This window comes from Pelagibacterium sp. (assembly GCF_048264985.1).
Lineage (GTDB): Bacteria > Pseudomonadota > Alphaproteobacteria > Rhizobiales > Devosiaceae > Pelagibacterium.
Genome location: NZ_JBLXCL010000001.1, coordinates 1,851,434 through 1,864,777, shown reverse-complemented (window position 1 = coordinate 1,864,777; position 13,344 = coordinate 1,851,434). Strand labels below are relative to the sequence as shown.

Below are 13,344 nucleotides of genomic sequence, written 5' to 3'. Positions count from 1 at the left end.
GGTCACCCTTTTTGTTGCGGCGGACCATAGAGTGCGGCGGCGGCAACGCGCAAGGCATCGCGATTGGCGCGCACGTCATGGACACGGAAAATATGACCGCCTTTGAGATAGCCCAAAACCGATGTGGCAATGGTGCCCGACACGCGTTCCCTGGGCGGCACGTCGAGTAAGTTCCCGATCATGCGTTTGCGGGATGTCCCCACCAGCAACGGGAACCCAAGCGCGTGCAATTCGTCTAGGCGATTCAAAAGTTCGTAGTTTTCAGCAAAGGATTTGGCGAAGCCGAACCCAGGATCGAGAATGATCTTGTCCTTGGCAATTCCAGCGTTCAAGGCAATTTCGATGGACCGTGACAGCCAACGCTTCATCTCGTCGATCAAATCAAGCCCAGAATCACGCTCGGTGTCCCAGTGCATGGCAATCACCGGCGTACCATGACAGGCGGCAACGGCTGCAATTTCCGGATCGCGCTGCAAACCCCGTACGTCGTTGATGAGACTAGCGCCGGCCTGAACAGCCTGGTCGGCGACCAGTGCCTTGTAAGTGTCGATGGAAATGGGCGCTTCAAAGTCACGGGCGGCCAGGGCGTCGAGAATTGGCATGACCCTGTCGAGCTCTGCCTGCACACCAACTTCTTCAGAGCCCGGCCGCGTGCTCTCGCCCCCGAGGTCGACGATATCTGCGCCTTCGGCAATAAGAGCGTCGGCATGGTTGAGTGCCAGATCGCGATTGGAAAAATCTCCGCCATCGGAAAAGCTGTCCGGTGTGACGTTCAAAATGCCCATAACTAATGGATCGCGGCCCAACTTGAGCGGGCCGCCGGCCATCACGACGTTATGGGCGGTGTGGGTCACTGCGCCGAGCCGGTCGGAACCGCGTAGAGGTCATACTCGTCGGAATCCACGACATCGACCGAGATCATGTCGCCCGGTTTGATGCCTGTAGCGTTTTCGACGATGACGTTGCCGTCGATCTCGGGCGCATCCCACTGGGACCGCGCTATGACGCGCTGTTCGTCGGGTTCAACATCGTCAACCAAAACATCGATTGTGCGGCCGACGCGTGAAGCAAGGCGCTCGGCGGAAACCTCCTGCAGAGCTTCCATCAAGCGGCCGTAGCGTTCCTGCTTGACTGCGTCGGGGATCTCATCGAGTCCCAGATCGTTGGCGCGGGCGCCCGTCACCGGCTCGTACGGGAAGGCTCCAGCGCGATCGATCTTAGTCTCGTGGACCCAATCGAGCAGCATCTGGAAATCCTCGTCTGTCTCGCCGGGGAAGCCGACGATAAATGTCGAGCGAATCGCCAGGTCGGGGCAGACTTCACGCCATTTGCGGATGCGGTCCGCAGTCTTTTCCTGATTGGCCGGGCGCCGCATGGATTTGAGAACTTGCGGGCTGGCGTGCTGGAAGGGAATATCGAGATAGGGCAGGATCACCCCATCGGCCATTAGTGGAATGACGTTATCGACATGCGGGTAGGGATACACATAGTGCATCCGCACCCATGCGCCGAGCTTGCCCATCTCTTCAGCAAGTGTCTGGAAACGAGCTTCGACCTGGCGGCCGCGATAGGGCGATGTGGCGTATTTGAGATCGACGCCATAGGCAGAAGTGTCCTGGGAAATAACCATGATTTCCTTGACACCGGCCTTTACCAGCCGCTCGGCTTCGTAGAGCACCGAAGCGATGGGGCGCGATACGAGATCGCCACGGATAGAGGGGATGATGCAGAAGGTGCAGCGATTGTTACAACCTTCGGAAATCTTGAGATAGGCGTAGTGGCGCGGGGTCAGGCGAAGGCCTTGTTCTGGCACCAGATCAACGAAGGCATTGGGCACCGGTGGCACTGCTTGATGGACGGCATCGACCACGGCTTCGTATTGATGCGCGCCGGAAATTGCTAAAACGCCCGGATGGGTCTTGCGGATCAGCTCTTCCTCGCCGCCCAGGCACCCGGTGACGATGACGCGGCCATTTTCAGTAATGGCTTCGCCAATGGCATCGAGGCTCTCGGCTTTCGCACTGTCTAGAAAGCCGCAGGTGTTGACGATAACGACGTCTGCGCCCTCGTAAGACGGGGAGAAACTGTAGCCTTGGGCTCGCAATGTTGTGAGGATCCGCTCGGAATCAACCAGGGCTTTGGGGCAGCCAAGGCTGACGAGACCGATCTTGGGGGCGTTTTGCGTTGTTGGCGCGCTCATGGGCGTCCGCTAATCCTTGAAATGGCGAGATTGCCAAAGGCGCCGAGCCAAGTGGGTCGGTGCAGTGGATATGAAACTCGCATGAATTTGCGGGTGTCATAACGCAAAGCGCGCAAAGGTCAATCTTTGCGCGCTCATACCAGCCTTGATGTCAGGGCGTACCCTGTCAATTTCAACCCTCGGAAGCGGGTTTTGTGAGGTTCTCGCCGTTGGATTTTGGCGCGTTACCGTCCGGCATGATTACAGGCTCTTCAGCAACCGTTGTGCTGGGCGCTGGCGGTGTCGTTTGGGTCGGCTGAGATGGAGCGGGGGCAGATGGTGCCGGTGCGATTGGCTCGACGGGGTCGGGTTCCTGATCAGCCAGATCTTCGATCGCGTCGCGCACGTCGTCGATCAACGAAGCGCCGAGGTTTTCGGGCTCATAAGTTTCGGCTTCCTCACTGTTGGCCCGGAAGTACACAATGATCGCCTCGCAAACGATCCGGAGCGCCACGAAGGCAAGCAAGCCAAAAACCGCGATTTCGAGCAAGCCCCAAAGCCCGTTTCCAAATCCGAAGCGAAAGCTCGAGAAAAAGTGGTTCACAGCCCATAGACCGATGGCGGCCAGACCAAGCAGGTAGAGGATCGTCACAAGGCGTGGCGAAATGATCCGTCCCAGATTGAACAGAACACTGCCCGTGGCGAGCTTTCGCAGATCGTCGAAGCGCATTTTAGTCCCCTTGCACCTGGATATAGTGAGGATTGAGTATCACCGACCTTGTCGCGATCAAAGCGTCGAGGCAAGCGTCGTTGGTCCGAAGTGTGTTTCGAATTTAGATTTGAGTACCGAATCCACTTCCGCCAGGGAAACGATTTGTCCGAGGTCCTCAAAGCTGGTTACGCCATGTTGGCTGATGCCGCACGGTACGATACTAGAATAGTGATCCAGGTCAGGGCTTACGTTGAGCGATATGCCGTGAAAACTGACCCAGCGCGAGACACGGACGCCGATGGCGGCAATCTTGTCTTCGACAAATGGGCCCTTGTCTGGCCGCTTCACCCATACGCCGATCCGGCCCTCGCGCTTTTCGCCTTTGATGTTGAATGCTGCCAGGGTGTCGATCACCCAGTTTTCGAGGCCGGAAACCAAGCAGCGAATATCCCGTCCCCGCTCGCGCAGGTCGAGCATTACGTAGGCTACGCGCTGGCCGGGGCCGTGATAAGTGAACTGTCCGCCGCGGCCGGCTTCGAATACGGGAAAGCGATCGGGGACAAGCAGGTCTTCAGACTTTGCTGATGTGCCGGCTGTGTAAAGGGGGGGGTGCTCGATCAGCCAGATCGCTTCCTGCGCTGCACCGTCCGCTATAGCGCGCGCGCGCTCCTGCATGACTTCAAGGGCATTTGGATAACTCACCGGCGAATCGGCGATCACCCAATTTGCTGGATGCCTATCGGAGCGAAGCAGTTTGGGTGCACTTGCACACACCTCGATTGCTTCGGGCTTTAACGCTTCACTAACCATGACGCCTCAATGTCGAACGCAGCGTGCGAAAATCGACGATTCTCGCCCATGTGATTTGAATTTTTCGGTCCGGACCTTTTGATGAATACGCTTGAAACCATCGAAATCGATGTCTCCGTGGAACTCGGGGCTGCCGTCCTGCCGGTCCACCACCTGCTGCGCATGGGGCGAGGCGCGGTGATTGAACTCGATGCCTTCGAGAACGATGCAATGCGTATCTATGCCAACAACACGCTTATCGCAAAGGGCGAGGTTCAGGTCGACGAAGGTCAGCTTAATGTGGTTGTGACCGAGAAGGTCATCAAGCCCGCATAGAAGGTGGTTTGAAAACTTTATCCCCAAACCGCGAAATAGGTCTTGAGGGACACCAAACCATTTGCTACATGCAGCCTCGCTTCGCCCGAGGGTGTGGCATTCCCCAGACAGTGCGGTCGTGGCGGAATTGGTAGACGCGCAGCGTTGAGGTCGCTGTGGGGTAACTCCCGTGGAAGTTCGAGTCTTCTCGACCGCACCATCTCTGGCCCGCATCGGGCAAATATAAAAATTTCCATCTATGTTGATGAGCTCAGACGGGCGCCTACGGCGCGCGTGGGGCGGATTTGTGTCGCTCAATGATGTCTTCGTTTGTGTGGGTGTTGCAGATTTGCCGCGATTCCCGAGCAGAACGCCCTGAAATCGATCACGAGCGGCTATGCGGCGGAATTATGGTGAGAGAAGTTTTAACCCTTGTGGTTAATTATCGCACAAGTTGTTGATTCTTGCCTGGGTAGTTATCGATGAGCCTGACGCGTCGCGGATTTCTTGTAGGCCTTCCGCTTTTTCTCGCTGCGTGTTCGACGCGCACCTCCTCCTCCATTTCTTCGACATCGATGATCAGTGCTTATGGGCCGGTCACTGATGAGCCATTTCCGCTTCCTGGTCTCAATGCACGGTTGATCAAGCCCGAGTTGCGGCGGCAGATGGTAGATTACGAGACCAATCATTCCAAAGGGACCGTAGTCGTCGATACGCCCAATCGTTTTCTTTACCTTGTTGAAGGCGACGGCAAGGCGATGCGCTATGGCGTTGGTGTCGGACGGGAAGGGCTCGCGCTACGCGGCAATGCCTATATCGGACGTAAGGCTGAATGGCCCAGCTGGACGCCGACAGCCAATATGCTGCGCCGCGATCCGGAAGCCAATGGCCCTTATCGCAACGGTATGGCGGGTGGGCCAAACAATCCGCTGGGCGCCCGCGCGCTCTATCTCTACCGCAGCGGCGGAGACACGATGTTCCGGATTCATGGCACCAACCAACCCCAGTCGATCGGACTTGCCATGTCCTCGGGTTGCATTCGTATGCTCAACCACGACATCATCGACCTTTACGAACGCGTCCCCTCGGGTACCCGGGTCGTGGTCATTCAAGCCTGATATCGCTGCAAAGTATGTATTTGAACGGCCCCTCAGACCGCTGAGGGGCCGTTTTTCGTGAAAGGCCGACTGAGATATTTGCTGTCGGGCAGTCCAAATCGCCAGGCCAAGTCGGTGGCCTTGGTGATCCCGATGCGCGGCCCGGCGATTACGCCGCTCTCGACGGGCGCGGGAGCAAAATCGAACGGCAGGTCGGACAACGGGCGTTCGTTGTGCTCAAGGTCTATTCCAAGGGCCTGTGTTAGTCTGCCTGGACCCGCGCAGAGTTTCCGTCTATCGGGCACGGCGCGGCGTTCGATCATATGTTCGATACCATCGGTCGGGAACAGTGCCCGGATCAAGACAGCGTTTCCAGGGCGGCAAACGAAGTTCACGCACCAATGAACCCCGTAGCTGCGATAGACGTAGACGGTGCCTGGCGCGCCAAACATTGGCCTGCTGCGGGGTGTGGGGCCGCGAAAACTGTGTGAAGCTGGATCGTCTGGCGCGTAAGCTTCGGTTTCTATGATTGTTCCACCGACGTGATTGACCAAGAATTGCGCGCCGATCAAGCGTCGTGCCACGGCGACGACATCGTCGTTGAAATAGTTCTCGATAAACTCTCGCTTGGCGGCCATTCGCCTAGATAGCGTCAGACATCAAGGATTGCAAAGTCGCCCTCAGCCATTTCGCACCCTGTTATTCGAACGGTATTGCGGCCTGCAGTCTTCGCTGCATAAAGCCTCTCGTCAGCCAGCTTGAACAGTTCCTCAAACCCTGTTCGATGATCAAACACGATGCCGCCCACACTTACCGAGAGTTGACGATGGTGCCCGTTGGCCACGAAAGTCAGGTGCTCGACCGCACGCCGGAGCCGTTCGGCCACTGCATCGGCGCCGGAGCGGTCGGCGACAGGAAGAAAGACGCCGAACTCCTCCCCTCCGAGCCTTCCAACAATGTCACCGGCACGAACAGATGACCGTATTGCTCTGGCGATAAGAGTTAGAGCGAGGTCACCATTTTGATGACCGAACCGATCGTTCACCTGTTTGAAGTTATCGGCGTCAATCACAAGTAGCGCGCCTAGCACATGATCGCCATGTGGCACGCGTGCTTCAAGTCGCGCTTCGACAAGTGCCGTAAAAGCTGTCCGGTTTAAGCAGTTGGTTAATCCGTCAGTAGCCGCCAGAAGGCTGAGTTGCCGATTGGCGGAGGCAAGCTCTCCAAGCTTGATCGAAAAATAGAGAAAGAGTGGGGTTGCCAATCCAAGCGACACCACTACGGCCGAGATCGTCGCCTGGTGTCGAATTTCGGGCGCAAAACTGGCAAATGTCACGCTGTTGTAAACGAGTGCCGCCAAAACGCAGAATACGGGACCCGAGATCGTCCAGCTTGCGATCCGGATCCATCCTTTGTGCCCTTGACTGCCGACCTCCATTACCGCCTCCATAGTCTCCGACGACAGTGAAGGTAGCCATGATAAGGCTGGCCTTACACGGCTTTAGGCTAAACTACGGACACAACGCCAGCGGGCAGCTGCCATGCGATTGTGCTGTGGCAAATGGAAGCTGAATGGTTTACGCCATAGCCAGAAACAAAGAGTCGCGCCATCGCGAAAACCGGGAAGGAGAGATGCATGGAAGACGCTGCACCGACCGGACCGGAGCCCCACGAAAAAATTGATACCATCTACGATGAAGATGGCCGCCTGCGTTCCGATTGGTATGAGGCGCTGCGGGTCGAAGTGGAGGCTGGCGAGGCTGAGGCGCTTCGCAAGCGCATGGAGCCGCTCCACGAGTCGGAAACGGGCGACGTGATCGAAGCGCTGCCAGCGGACGATCGGGTTCGGTTGGTTAGACTGCTTGGCGATGCCTTCGACTATTCGGCGCTGACAGAGGTCGATGATTCGGTTCGTATCGAGCTCATGGAAGAGTTGCCCAATGCCGAGATTGCGCGCGGCGTTGCGGATCTCGACAATGACGACGCCGTCTACATTCTCGAGGATATAGATCAGGACGACAGGGACGAAATCCTTGCCCAGATGCCGGCGTTCGACCGCATCTCGCTCAAACGCAGTCTCGATTTTCCAGAAGATTCCGCCGGTCGGCGGATGCAGACCGAGTTTATCGCCATTCCGCCGTTCTGGACGGTCGGTCAAACCATCGATTATCTGCGCACCAATGATGATCTGCCCGACGATTTTTACCAGATCTATGTGGTGGATCCGGGTTTCAATTTGCTGGGGACCATTCCACTCGATCGCATTCTTCGCGTGCAACGGGCTACGCGCATTGAAGAGATAATGAACACCCAGATCCGCCAGATCGATGCAACACTCGATCAGGAAGAGGCAGCACGCATCTTTGAGCGGTACGATCAGATTGAAGTTGCAGTTGTTGACGAGAGCAAACGGCTCGTTGGTGTCCTGACCATCGACGATATTGTCGACGTTATCAACGAAGAAGCCAACGAGGACATTCACCGCCTCGGCGGTGTGGGCGACGAAGATATTTCGCGCACTGTACCTGGCGTGGTGCGCAGTCGCGCCACCTGGCTCCTGGTTAATCTAGGAACCGCCACGCTGGCGTCGCTGGTCATCGGGCTTTTCGATGGCACCATTCAGCAAATGGTTGCACTGGCGGTATTGATGCCCATCGTTGCGTCGATGGGCGGTGTGGCAGGCACGCAGACCATGACGGTTACTGTGCGCGCAATTTCACAAAAGGAACTGGACAAGAACAATGCCTGGCGGCTGATCCGTCGCGAGCTGCTCGTGGGGCTGACCAACGGCTTGATTTTTGCCGTGTTGCTCGGCCTCATCACCGGTTTCCGGTTCGCAAATCCGGAACTGGGACTGGTCATTGCCATGGCCATGGTCATCAACATGATCGTTGCGGGCGGTTGCGGTATTCTTATCCCTCTGTTGCTCAATCGGCTCAAGGTCGATCCGGCAGTGGCCTCGTCCACCTTTGTTATGACCTTTACCGACGTCATCGGTTTTCTCGCATTCCTCACTTTGGCAGGCTGGTGGTTCGGACTTTTCTGAGTGCGATTCGCAAGCCATGCGTAAATTGCAAGTGAGAATTGCGCGAATGTGGCTCAAACATGGCTTGCGGAACCATCTTTGCGTAGTTAATTAGGCGTTACCGGTGAGTTGCTCAGAAGGCGCTCGCCGCTTTTGCAACAGCGCAAGGAGCTTGCATGCGTAGCCAATCCAAGGCCGTATGCTGGCGAGCAGCAAGTTGGACGTGTGTCGGCTTGATCTCGCTTGGTTTCATTGTTTCTGTCATTGCTGGTGCCTGATACGGCCTTTCGGCAAAAGATGGATTCAGATACGACAATGGGGTGCCCGGAAACGGTCGCCCCATTATCTTTTTTGGGTGGTTCTCATGCATATCATCAAGCTCTGCGTCGGCGTTTCCTCGGTTGAGGACCTGATTGCATGGCGGACGCAGCGGCGCGAGCAGGGTTTTGGCCGCCCCGACGGACTTACAGTTCATCGCACGCGCATGATGCCCAAAAAGGCCACCGAAATCGTGGGGCACGGATCATTATACTGGGTTATTGCCGGTGCGGTTCGGGTGCGGCAGGTCATTGCGGATCTCAAGTCCGAGACCGATGCGGAAGGCAAGTCGTGTTGCGATATCCTTCTCGAGCCCGAATTGATCCGTACGGCGCCCTATCCACGCCGTCCTTTTCAAGGGTGGCGCTATCTTGACGCTAAGGACGCGCCCCCCGATCTTGCCCGAGCAGGTGAGGACGCGCCCCCGGAGGGAATGGCCGAAGAACTCGCACAACTGGGGCTCCTTTAGGCCAGCTTGGTGGCGACTTGCCTTAGTTGGCAAGTGCGGGAACTCCACAGACTCCATGCCGTTGATCCTCAGTGCTACCTGCAACGGAGAGCTACAATGGATCCGAGGAAAGATGACGGACTACAGGCGCGAGATCTCGACCGGCGCGAGAGCGGCAACCTGATCGGAAGCGACAAAGTCGAAGGCACTGCCGTCTATAGCCTTGCCAATGACAAGATTGGCGTCATCGAGCGCTTAATGATCGATAAGGTAAGCGGCAAGGTTGCGTACGCCGTCCTGAGTTTTGGTGGTTTCTTGGGCATCGGCGATGATCACTATCCTCTTCCATGGGCCAAGCTGACCTATGATGAAACGATAGGTGGATATCGGATGGACGTTTCAAAAGCCGATCTCGATTCGGCACCCCGCTACGAGTCAGACGACGATTTCGAATGGCATGATCGACAGCGCGCGATGGACATCTATACTTATTATGGTGTCCCGCCGTACTGGATCTGAACGGCCCATCAAAAAGTCGAGTTGCGCAGGGCGCGCGCTGCTCATTCGTTTATAAAATGTAAATCAAATGCGAACTATGCTTCGCCTTATGCGCAATATTCGTACTTGTGCGGGTATTGCCAAGCACACAAGCTATGCGACGCTTTTGGGGGCAGGGGTTAGAGTCGGATCAATGCAGCGATCGAACGCGCATGTTATCGTTCTGGGCAACGAAAAGGGTGGCTCGGGAAAATCCACTACGGCAATTCATCTTGCTATCCACCTTCTTTATGCAGGCTTGCGCGTCGCAACCATTGATGCCGACAGCCGCCAGCACACCCTTACGACCTATGTGCGTAATCGCCGCGAGTGGGCCCGTGCTCATGGCTTGTCAGTCCCACATTCCACGCATTTCCATCTGCCGCAGGGGCGGGGAGATTCCCGCGAGAAAAACGCGGATATGGAGTTCGAAATGTTCCGTCGCGCCGTGGCGGAGGTGGAAAAAGATGTTGATTATCTCATCATCGATACACCGGGGTTCGATACACATCTTACGCGTATTGCACATTCATTAGCCGATACGTTGATTACCCCGCTCAATGACAGCCTGATCGATCTAGACGTCATTGCACGCATTGCGCCAGACAGCGGGGAACTGCTTGAACTCGGCCATTACTCACGGTTGGTTCAGCGCTCGCGGCGCGAACGGTTGGCCATTGATGGTCGGACGATCGATTGGGTGATGGTCCGCAACCGTACGTCCACGCTAAACTCGCGCAATACGCGTCTGGTGCGGACGGGCGTTGAAAATGTTGCGAAGCGCGTTGGGTGTCGTGTGGCGGATGGAATTGCAGAGCGCGTGATTTTTCGCTCCCTGTTTCCAATCGGCATGACAGTTTTTGACCCTCTCGATGAGGAGGCGCTTGGTGGCGCACCGACGATGAGCCACATCGGCGCTCGGCAAGAGTACCGGCAGTTGCTTGACGCCCTTAACTTGTCGGGTAAACGGTGTCGGGAGCAGGGTGGCGGCCAAAGCGACGACCGGATTTTGGCAGGTACCGTTTAGCGTCCAGTCTCACACGAGCAAGGATTGGGCGCCATCGATCCAGATTGGTGTGCCCGTAATATGCCGAGAGGCATCGGACCCAAGAAAGTACACAAGGTCAGCAACCTCCTCCGCTTTTCCCGGAATGCCGTCGGTCAGGGGGATATCGCCATCTGGATAGTGGGCCGGTTCAGCAGCTTTTTCGACGTTCCTCCGTTCGGTGTTCTCATCGATTTGGCTTTCGATGGCACCAGGACAGATCGCGTTGACGCGGATGCGATGCTTAGCGAGTTCCAGCGCAGCCATCTGCGCCAATGCAAGCTGACCGGCTTTTGTGGTTGAATAAGCCGACGCACCAGCTGTCGTAAACGTGCGTGTGCCATTGATTGATGACGTGATGATTATCGAGCCGCCGTGCGACTTCATCAACGGTATTGAATGGTGCAGCGTGAGGAAAGTGCCGCGCAGATTGACGGCAATAGTCTTGTCCCAATCGTCAACAGTCAAATCTTCGATTGGGGCCCAGGTCCCGTTGATCCCGGCATTGGCAAAGACGATATCGAGCCGCCCAAATGTCTCGGTTATCTGATCGAATGCGGCCTGCATATCGGAGACATCTGAAACATCGGCGTAGATGGGAAGCGCTTTGCGCCCCAATCTGGTGATTTCGAGCGCGACAGCGTCGACTTCTTCCATGGTGCGGCTGAGCAGAGCTATGTCTGCACCTTTGGCCGCCAGTTTGAGGGCGCTGGCCCTGCCTAGACCGGATCCGCCTCCGGTCACCAATGCTATTTTTCCTGTAACCGCCATCTTCATCTCCGTGCCAACAGGAAAGGCAACGCGAATGAGAGCAGCCGGTTCCGCTGGCGTCAGTCGTCCTGTGGCATATACATCCGGAGTGCTCGGCGACCGGCGGGGTCGAATACATCGACGTCCACAGCCACGCGTGGGAGGACCATGCGCCGCGTGCGTGAGGACAGTGCGAGAACCACCGAAAGCATGTCGGACATACGCCGATGGACCGGCTTGTTTTCTCCAAGACCCCGCGCCAGAAGACGGAGGGACTGTGCGCGCGTGGCGTCGTCGTCCGATGCCAGTGGTGAGCGGGGCTGGAACTGGCCAAGCTCAGAAAGTCGGGTCATTTCGCTCATTGGGCTACTCCATACACTTGCGCCAATTATCGAAGACTGTCCGGTTTTTTCGCTACCCTTGGACTGTTAGGCAGTTGATCGAAGCTTCCGAAAGCGCATCGCAAGTGGTTCTGGCCTGGGTTCGGTCGGCAAAGCCAGCGAAACGGGCGCGATAGTAAAGCACGCCATTGCGCTCGAAGGTTTCAACATACCCGCGCAGATTGGCGAGCTGATCATAGGTCTGGGTTGCTTGGCTAAGCATTTGTTCTGCATTGCCTTCGCTATCGGCAGCACCGACCTGAACCACCCAGCCGCCGGCGGGAACGGTTGCGGCGCTGTTTGTGCTCATTGTATCCAAGGCCAGTCCGTCGGGGCGTGCGATGGGCGCGGGTGGAACGAGAATCTGGCCACGTTGCGGGCCGAGCTGAAGCGATTCAGCAATCCAGGCACCAATCGGGTCGTCAGCGGGATAAACTGGCGCTTCTGAGGGCATCACACCGGTAGCAACGTAGGTTGCCTGATCGAGCGCGTTGTCGCCGGGCCGAGAAGGAATGTCGTCGGCTGAAACGACTTGGAACGGGATATTCTGCGGTTCGCTTGGCGTGGGTGCGGGCGCAGCAGCCGACGCTGCCTGGCTGAGCGAGGCGACCTGCATGGCCTGTTCCGCCGTTATGATTGGTAGCAGGCTGACGGGTCGGCCGGGAGGAAGGCGGTTGAGGGGCACTGATGCACCAGCTGAGGCCACTGTAATGCCGCCGCCAAGCAGAGTAGGGCGAGGGATCATCGCTTCGCGCCAGTAATCGCCCTGGCGCGCGTCGGGGAGGTAGGTGCGGACCAGTTCGGCAACGCGGGCGTTCCGGGCGGCGCCGGTGTTGAAGCCCAGTCCGATCACAACGATATGGCGGTTGTTGGAACGGGCTGCGGTCATCAGATTGTAGCCCGAAGCGTTTATGTAGCCGGTCTTGATGCCGTCGACACCGTTCTGACCCAGAAGCGCGTTGTGATTGCCATACGTCTTTGAGCCGTAGGTGAAGCTGCGTGTCTGGAAATATTCGTAATAATGAGGGAAGTGGAGGTAGATTGCTCGGGCAAGGGTGGCTTGATCGGCGGCCGTCGTAACCTGTCCGCTATCGGGCAGGCCCGAGGCATTCTTATATGTGGTGCGGCTCATGCCAAGCGCGCGGGCCGTCTGGGTCATCCGCTCGCCGAATTTGCTTTCGGTGCCTGAGATGTTCTCGCCAATAACGCGTGCAACGTCGTTTGCCGATAGCGTAACCAGGGCCTTGATCGCGTTCTCCACGCTGATGGTCGAGCCGCGCTGAACATAGAGCTTGGTGGGGACTGCTGCAGCTGCATGAGCGGAAACAGACAGCTTGCTATCGAGCCGCAGACGGCCGGCCTCGAGTTCCTGGAAGAGGATATAAAGCGTCATCACCTTGGTGAGTGATGCCGGATAACGCAGATCGTTTGCGTGATCCTGGTACAGAACCTGGCCCGTTTTTGCGTCAACGGCGATGCCCGCAAACGCGCGAGGCACACTTTGTGCCGCTGCTGGAGCGGAAATGGCGGCGAAACTGATCGCCGCGATCAAGATTGTGATAAAAAAGCGTACAAAAGGGACGCGTGCGGAATCGATACGCAGAAGGGTCGGCACCCGATACTCCAACTCTTTACTGGACCGGTACGAAATACGCCGCACCGTTACTCTACTCTTGAATCTCTGTGCGCCCGTCCCCCGATGGCACGCCAGAAACCCTAACTCGCAGGCACTTTAGGCCGATGCGGTTA

The 13,344-nt window shown here is 57.1% G+C and carries 15 protein-coding genes and 1 tRNA gene; 7 read left to right on the top strand and 9 right to left on the bottom strand.

Features of this window, described 5'->3' with window-relative positions:
* Positions 1-2: 2 nt before the first annotated feature.
* From folP to lipB, 4 genes are all read right to left on the bottom strand, one after another.
* Positions 3-854, bottom strand: coding sequence for a dihydropteroate synthase (gene folP / locus ACN0TA_RS09085; RefSeq protein WP_417581945.1), 852 nt, complete (start codon positions 852-854; stop codon positions 3-5).
* A complete protein-coding gene (gene rimO, locus ACN0TA_RS09080) occupies positions 851-2,200 on the bottom strand; it encodes a 30S ribosomal protein S12 methylthiotransferase RimO (RefSeq protein ID WP_417581943.1) in 1,350 nt (449 codons plus the stop codon). The genes folP and rimO overlap by 4 nt, the downstream gene beginning before the upstream one ends.
* A 172-nt stretch (positions 2,201-2,372) precedes the next feature.
* Complete coding sequence (locus tag ACN0TA_RS09075) at positions 2,373-2,909, bottom strand: DUF4282 domain-containing protein (protein WP_417581941.1); 537 nt, start codon at positions 2,907-2,909, stop codon at positions 2,373-2,375.
* Positions 2,910-2,966: 57 nt separating this feature from the next.
* Positions 2,967-3,701: a lipoyl(octanoyl) transferase LipB gene (gene lipB / locus ACN0TA_RS09070; RefSeq protein ID WP_417581939.1), complete on the bottom strand. Its 735-nt coding sequence runs from the start codon at positions 3,699-3,701 to the stop codon at positions 2,967-2,969.
* 81 nt (positions 3,702-3,782) lie between these two features.
* Between lipB and ACN0TA_RS09065 the strand changes: the two genes are divergently transcribed.
* The 3 genes from ACN0TA_RS09065 (at position 3,783) to ACN0TA_RS09055 (ending at position 5,113) form a co-directional block, all read left to right on the top strand.
* Positions 3,783-4,016 carry a FliM/FliN family flagellar motor switch protein gene (locus tag ACN0TA_RS09065; protein WP_264227524.1) on the top strand — a complete coding sequence of 78 codons (234 nt, stop codon included), beginning with the start codon at positions 3,783-3,785 and terminating at the stop codon, positions 4,014-4,016.
* 112 nt (positions 4,017-4,128) lie between these two features.
* A tRNA-Leu gene (locus ACN0TA_RS09060) sits at positions 4,129-4,215 on the top strand.
* Between the two features lie 262 nt (positions 4,216-4,477).
* The gene (locus tag ACN0TA_RS09055) at positions 4,478-5,113 is read left to right on the top strand and encodes a L,D-transpeptidase (protein ID WP_417581936.1); all 636 of its coding nucleotides are present in this window, start codon (positions 4,478-4,480) and stop codon (positions 5,111-5,113) included.
* A gap of 32 nt (positions 5,114-5,145) precedes the next feature.
* On the opposite strand, the gene ACN0TA_RS09050 is transcribed toward ACN0TA_RS09055, so the two are convergent.
* Together ACN0TA_RS09050 and ACN0TA_RS09045 are read right to left on the bottom strand one after the other, a co-directional pair.
* Positions 5,146-5,730: a DNA-3-methyladenine glycosylase gene (locus tag ACN0TA_RS09050; RefSeq protein ID WP_417581934.1), complete on the bottom strand. Its 585-nt coding sequence runs from the start codon at positions 5,728-5,730 to the stop codon at positions 5,146-5,148.
* A 14-nt stretch (positions 5,731-5,744) separates the two neighbouring features.
* Positions 5,745-6,530: a GGDEF domain-containing protein gene (locus ACN0TA_RS09045; protein ID WP_417581932.1), complete on the bottom strand. Its 786-nt coding sequence runs from the start codon at positions 6,528-6,530 to the stop codon at positions 5,745-5,747.
* A gap of 198 nt (positions 6,531-6,728) precedes the next feature.
* On the opposite strand from ACN0TA_RS09045, the gene mgtE reads away from it, so the two are divergent.
* The 4 genes from mgtE to ACN0TA_RS09025 all read left to right on the top strand — a co-directional run bounded on the left by mgtE (position 6,729) and on the right by ACN0TA_RS09025 (position 10,447).
* Complete coding sequence (gene mgtE, locus ACN0TA_RS09040; RefSeq protein WP_417581930.1) at positions 6,729-8,138, top strand: magnesium transporter; 1,410 nt, start codon at positions 6,729-6,731, stop codon at positions 8,136-8,138.
* Positions 8,139-8,481: 343 nt separating this feature from the next.
* The gene (locus tag ACN0TA_RS09035; RefSeq protein WP_417581928.1) at positions 8,482-8,904 is read left to right on the top strand and encodes a DUF1489 family protein; all 423 of its coding nucleotides are present in this window, start codon (positions 8,482-8,484) and stop codon (positions 8,902-8,904) included.
* A gap of 96 nt (positions 8,905-9,000) precedes the next feature.
* Positions 9,001-9,402 carry a PRC-barrel domain-containing protein gene (locus tag ACN0TA_RS09030; protein ID WP_417581926.1) on the top strand — a complete coding sequence of 134 codons (402 nt, stop codon included), beginning with the start codon at positions 9,001-9,003 and terminating at the stop codon, positions 9,400-9,402.
* A 172-nt stretch (positions 9,403-9,574) separates the two neighbouring features.
* Complete coding sequence (locus ACN0TA_RS09025) at positions 9,575-10,447, top strand: division plane positioning ATPase MipZ (protein ID WP_417581924.1); 873 nt, start codon at positions 9,575-9,577, stop codon at positions 10,445-10,447.
* Positions 10,448-10,456: 9 nt separating this feature from the next.
* Here ACN0TA_RS09025 and ACN0TA_RS09020 read toward each other — a convergent pair whose 3' ends face one another.
* Genes ACN0TA_RS09020 through ACN0TA_RS09010 form a run of 3 tightly spaced genes read right to left on the bottom strand, consistent with a single transcriptional unit; the run spans position 10,457 to position 13,210 of the window.
* Positions 10,457-11,236, bottom strand: a complete 780-nt coding sequence (locus ACN0TA_RS09020) for an SDR family oxidoreductase (RefSeq protein ID WP_417581922.1) — start codon at positions 11,234-11,236, stop codon at positions 10,457-10,459.
* A gap of 59 nt (positions 11,237-11,295) precedes the next feature.
* Positions 11,296-11,577, bottom strand: a complete 282-nt coding sequence (locus ACN0TA_RS09015) for a hypothetical protein (RefSeq protein ID WP_417581920.1) — start codon at positions 11,575-11,577, stop codon at positions 11,296-11,298.
* 52 nt (positions 11,578-11,629) lie between these two features.
* Positions 11,630-13,210, bottom strand: a complete 1,581-nt coding sequence (locus ACN0TA_RS09010) for a serine hydrolase (protein ID WP_417581918.1) — start codon at positions 13,208-13,210, stop codon at positions 11,630-11,632.
* Positions 13,211-13,344 lie beyond the last annotated feature (134 nt).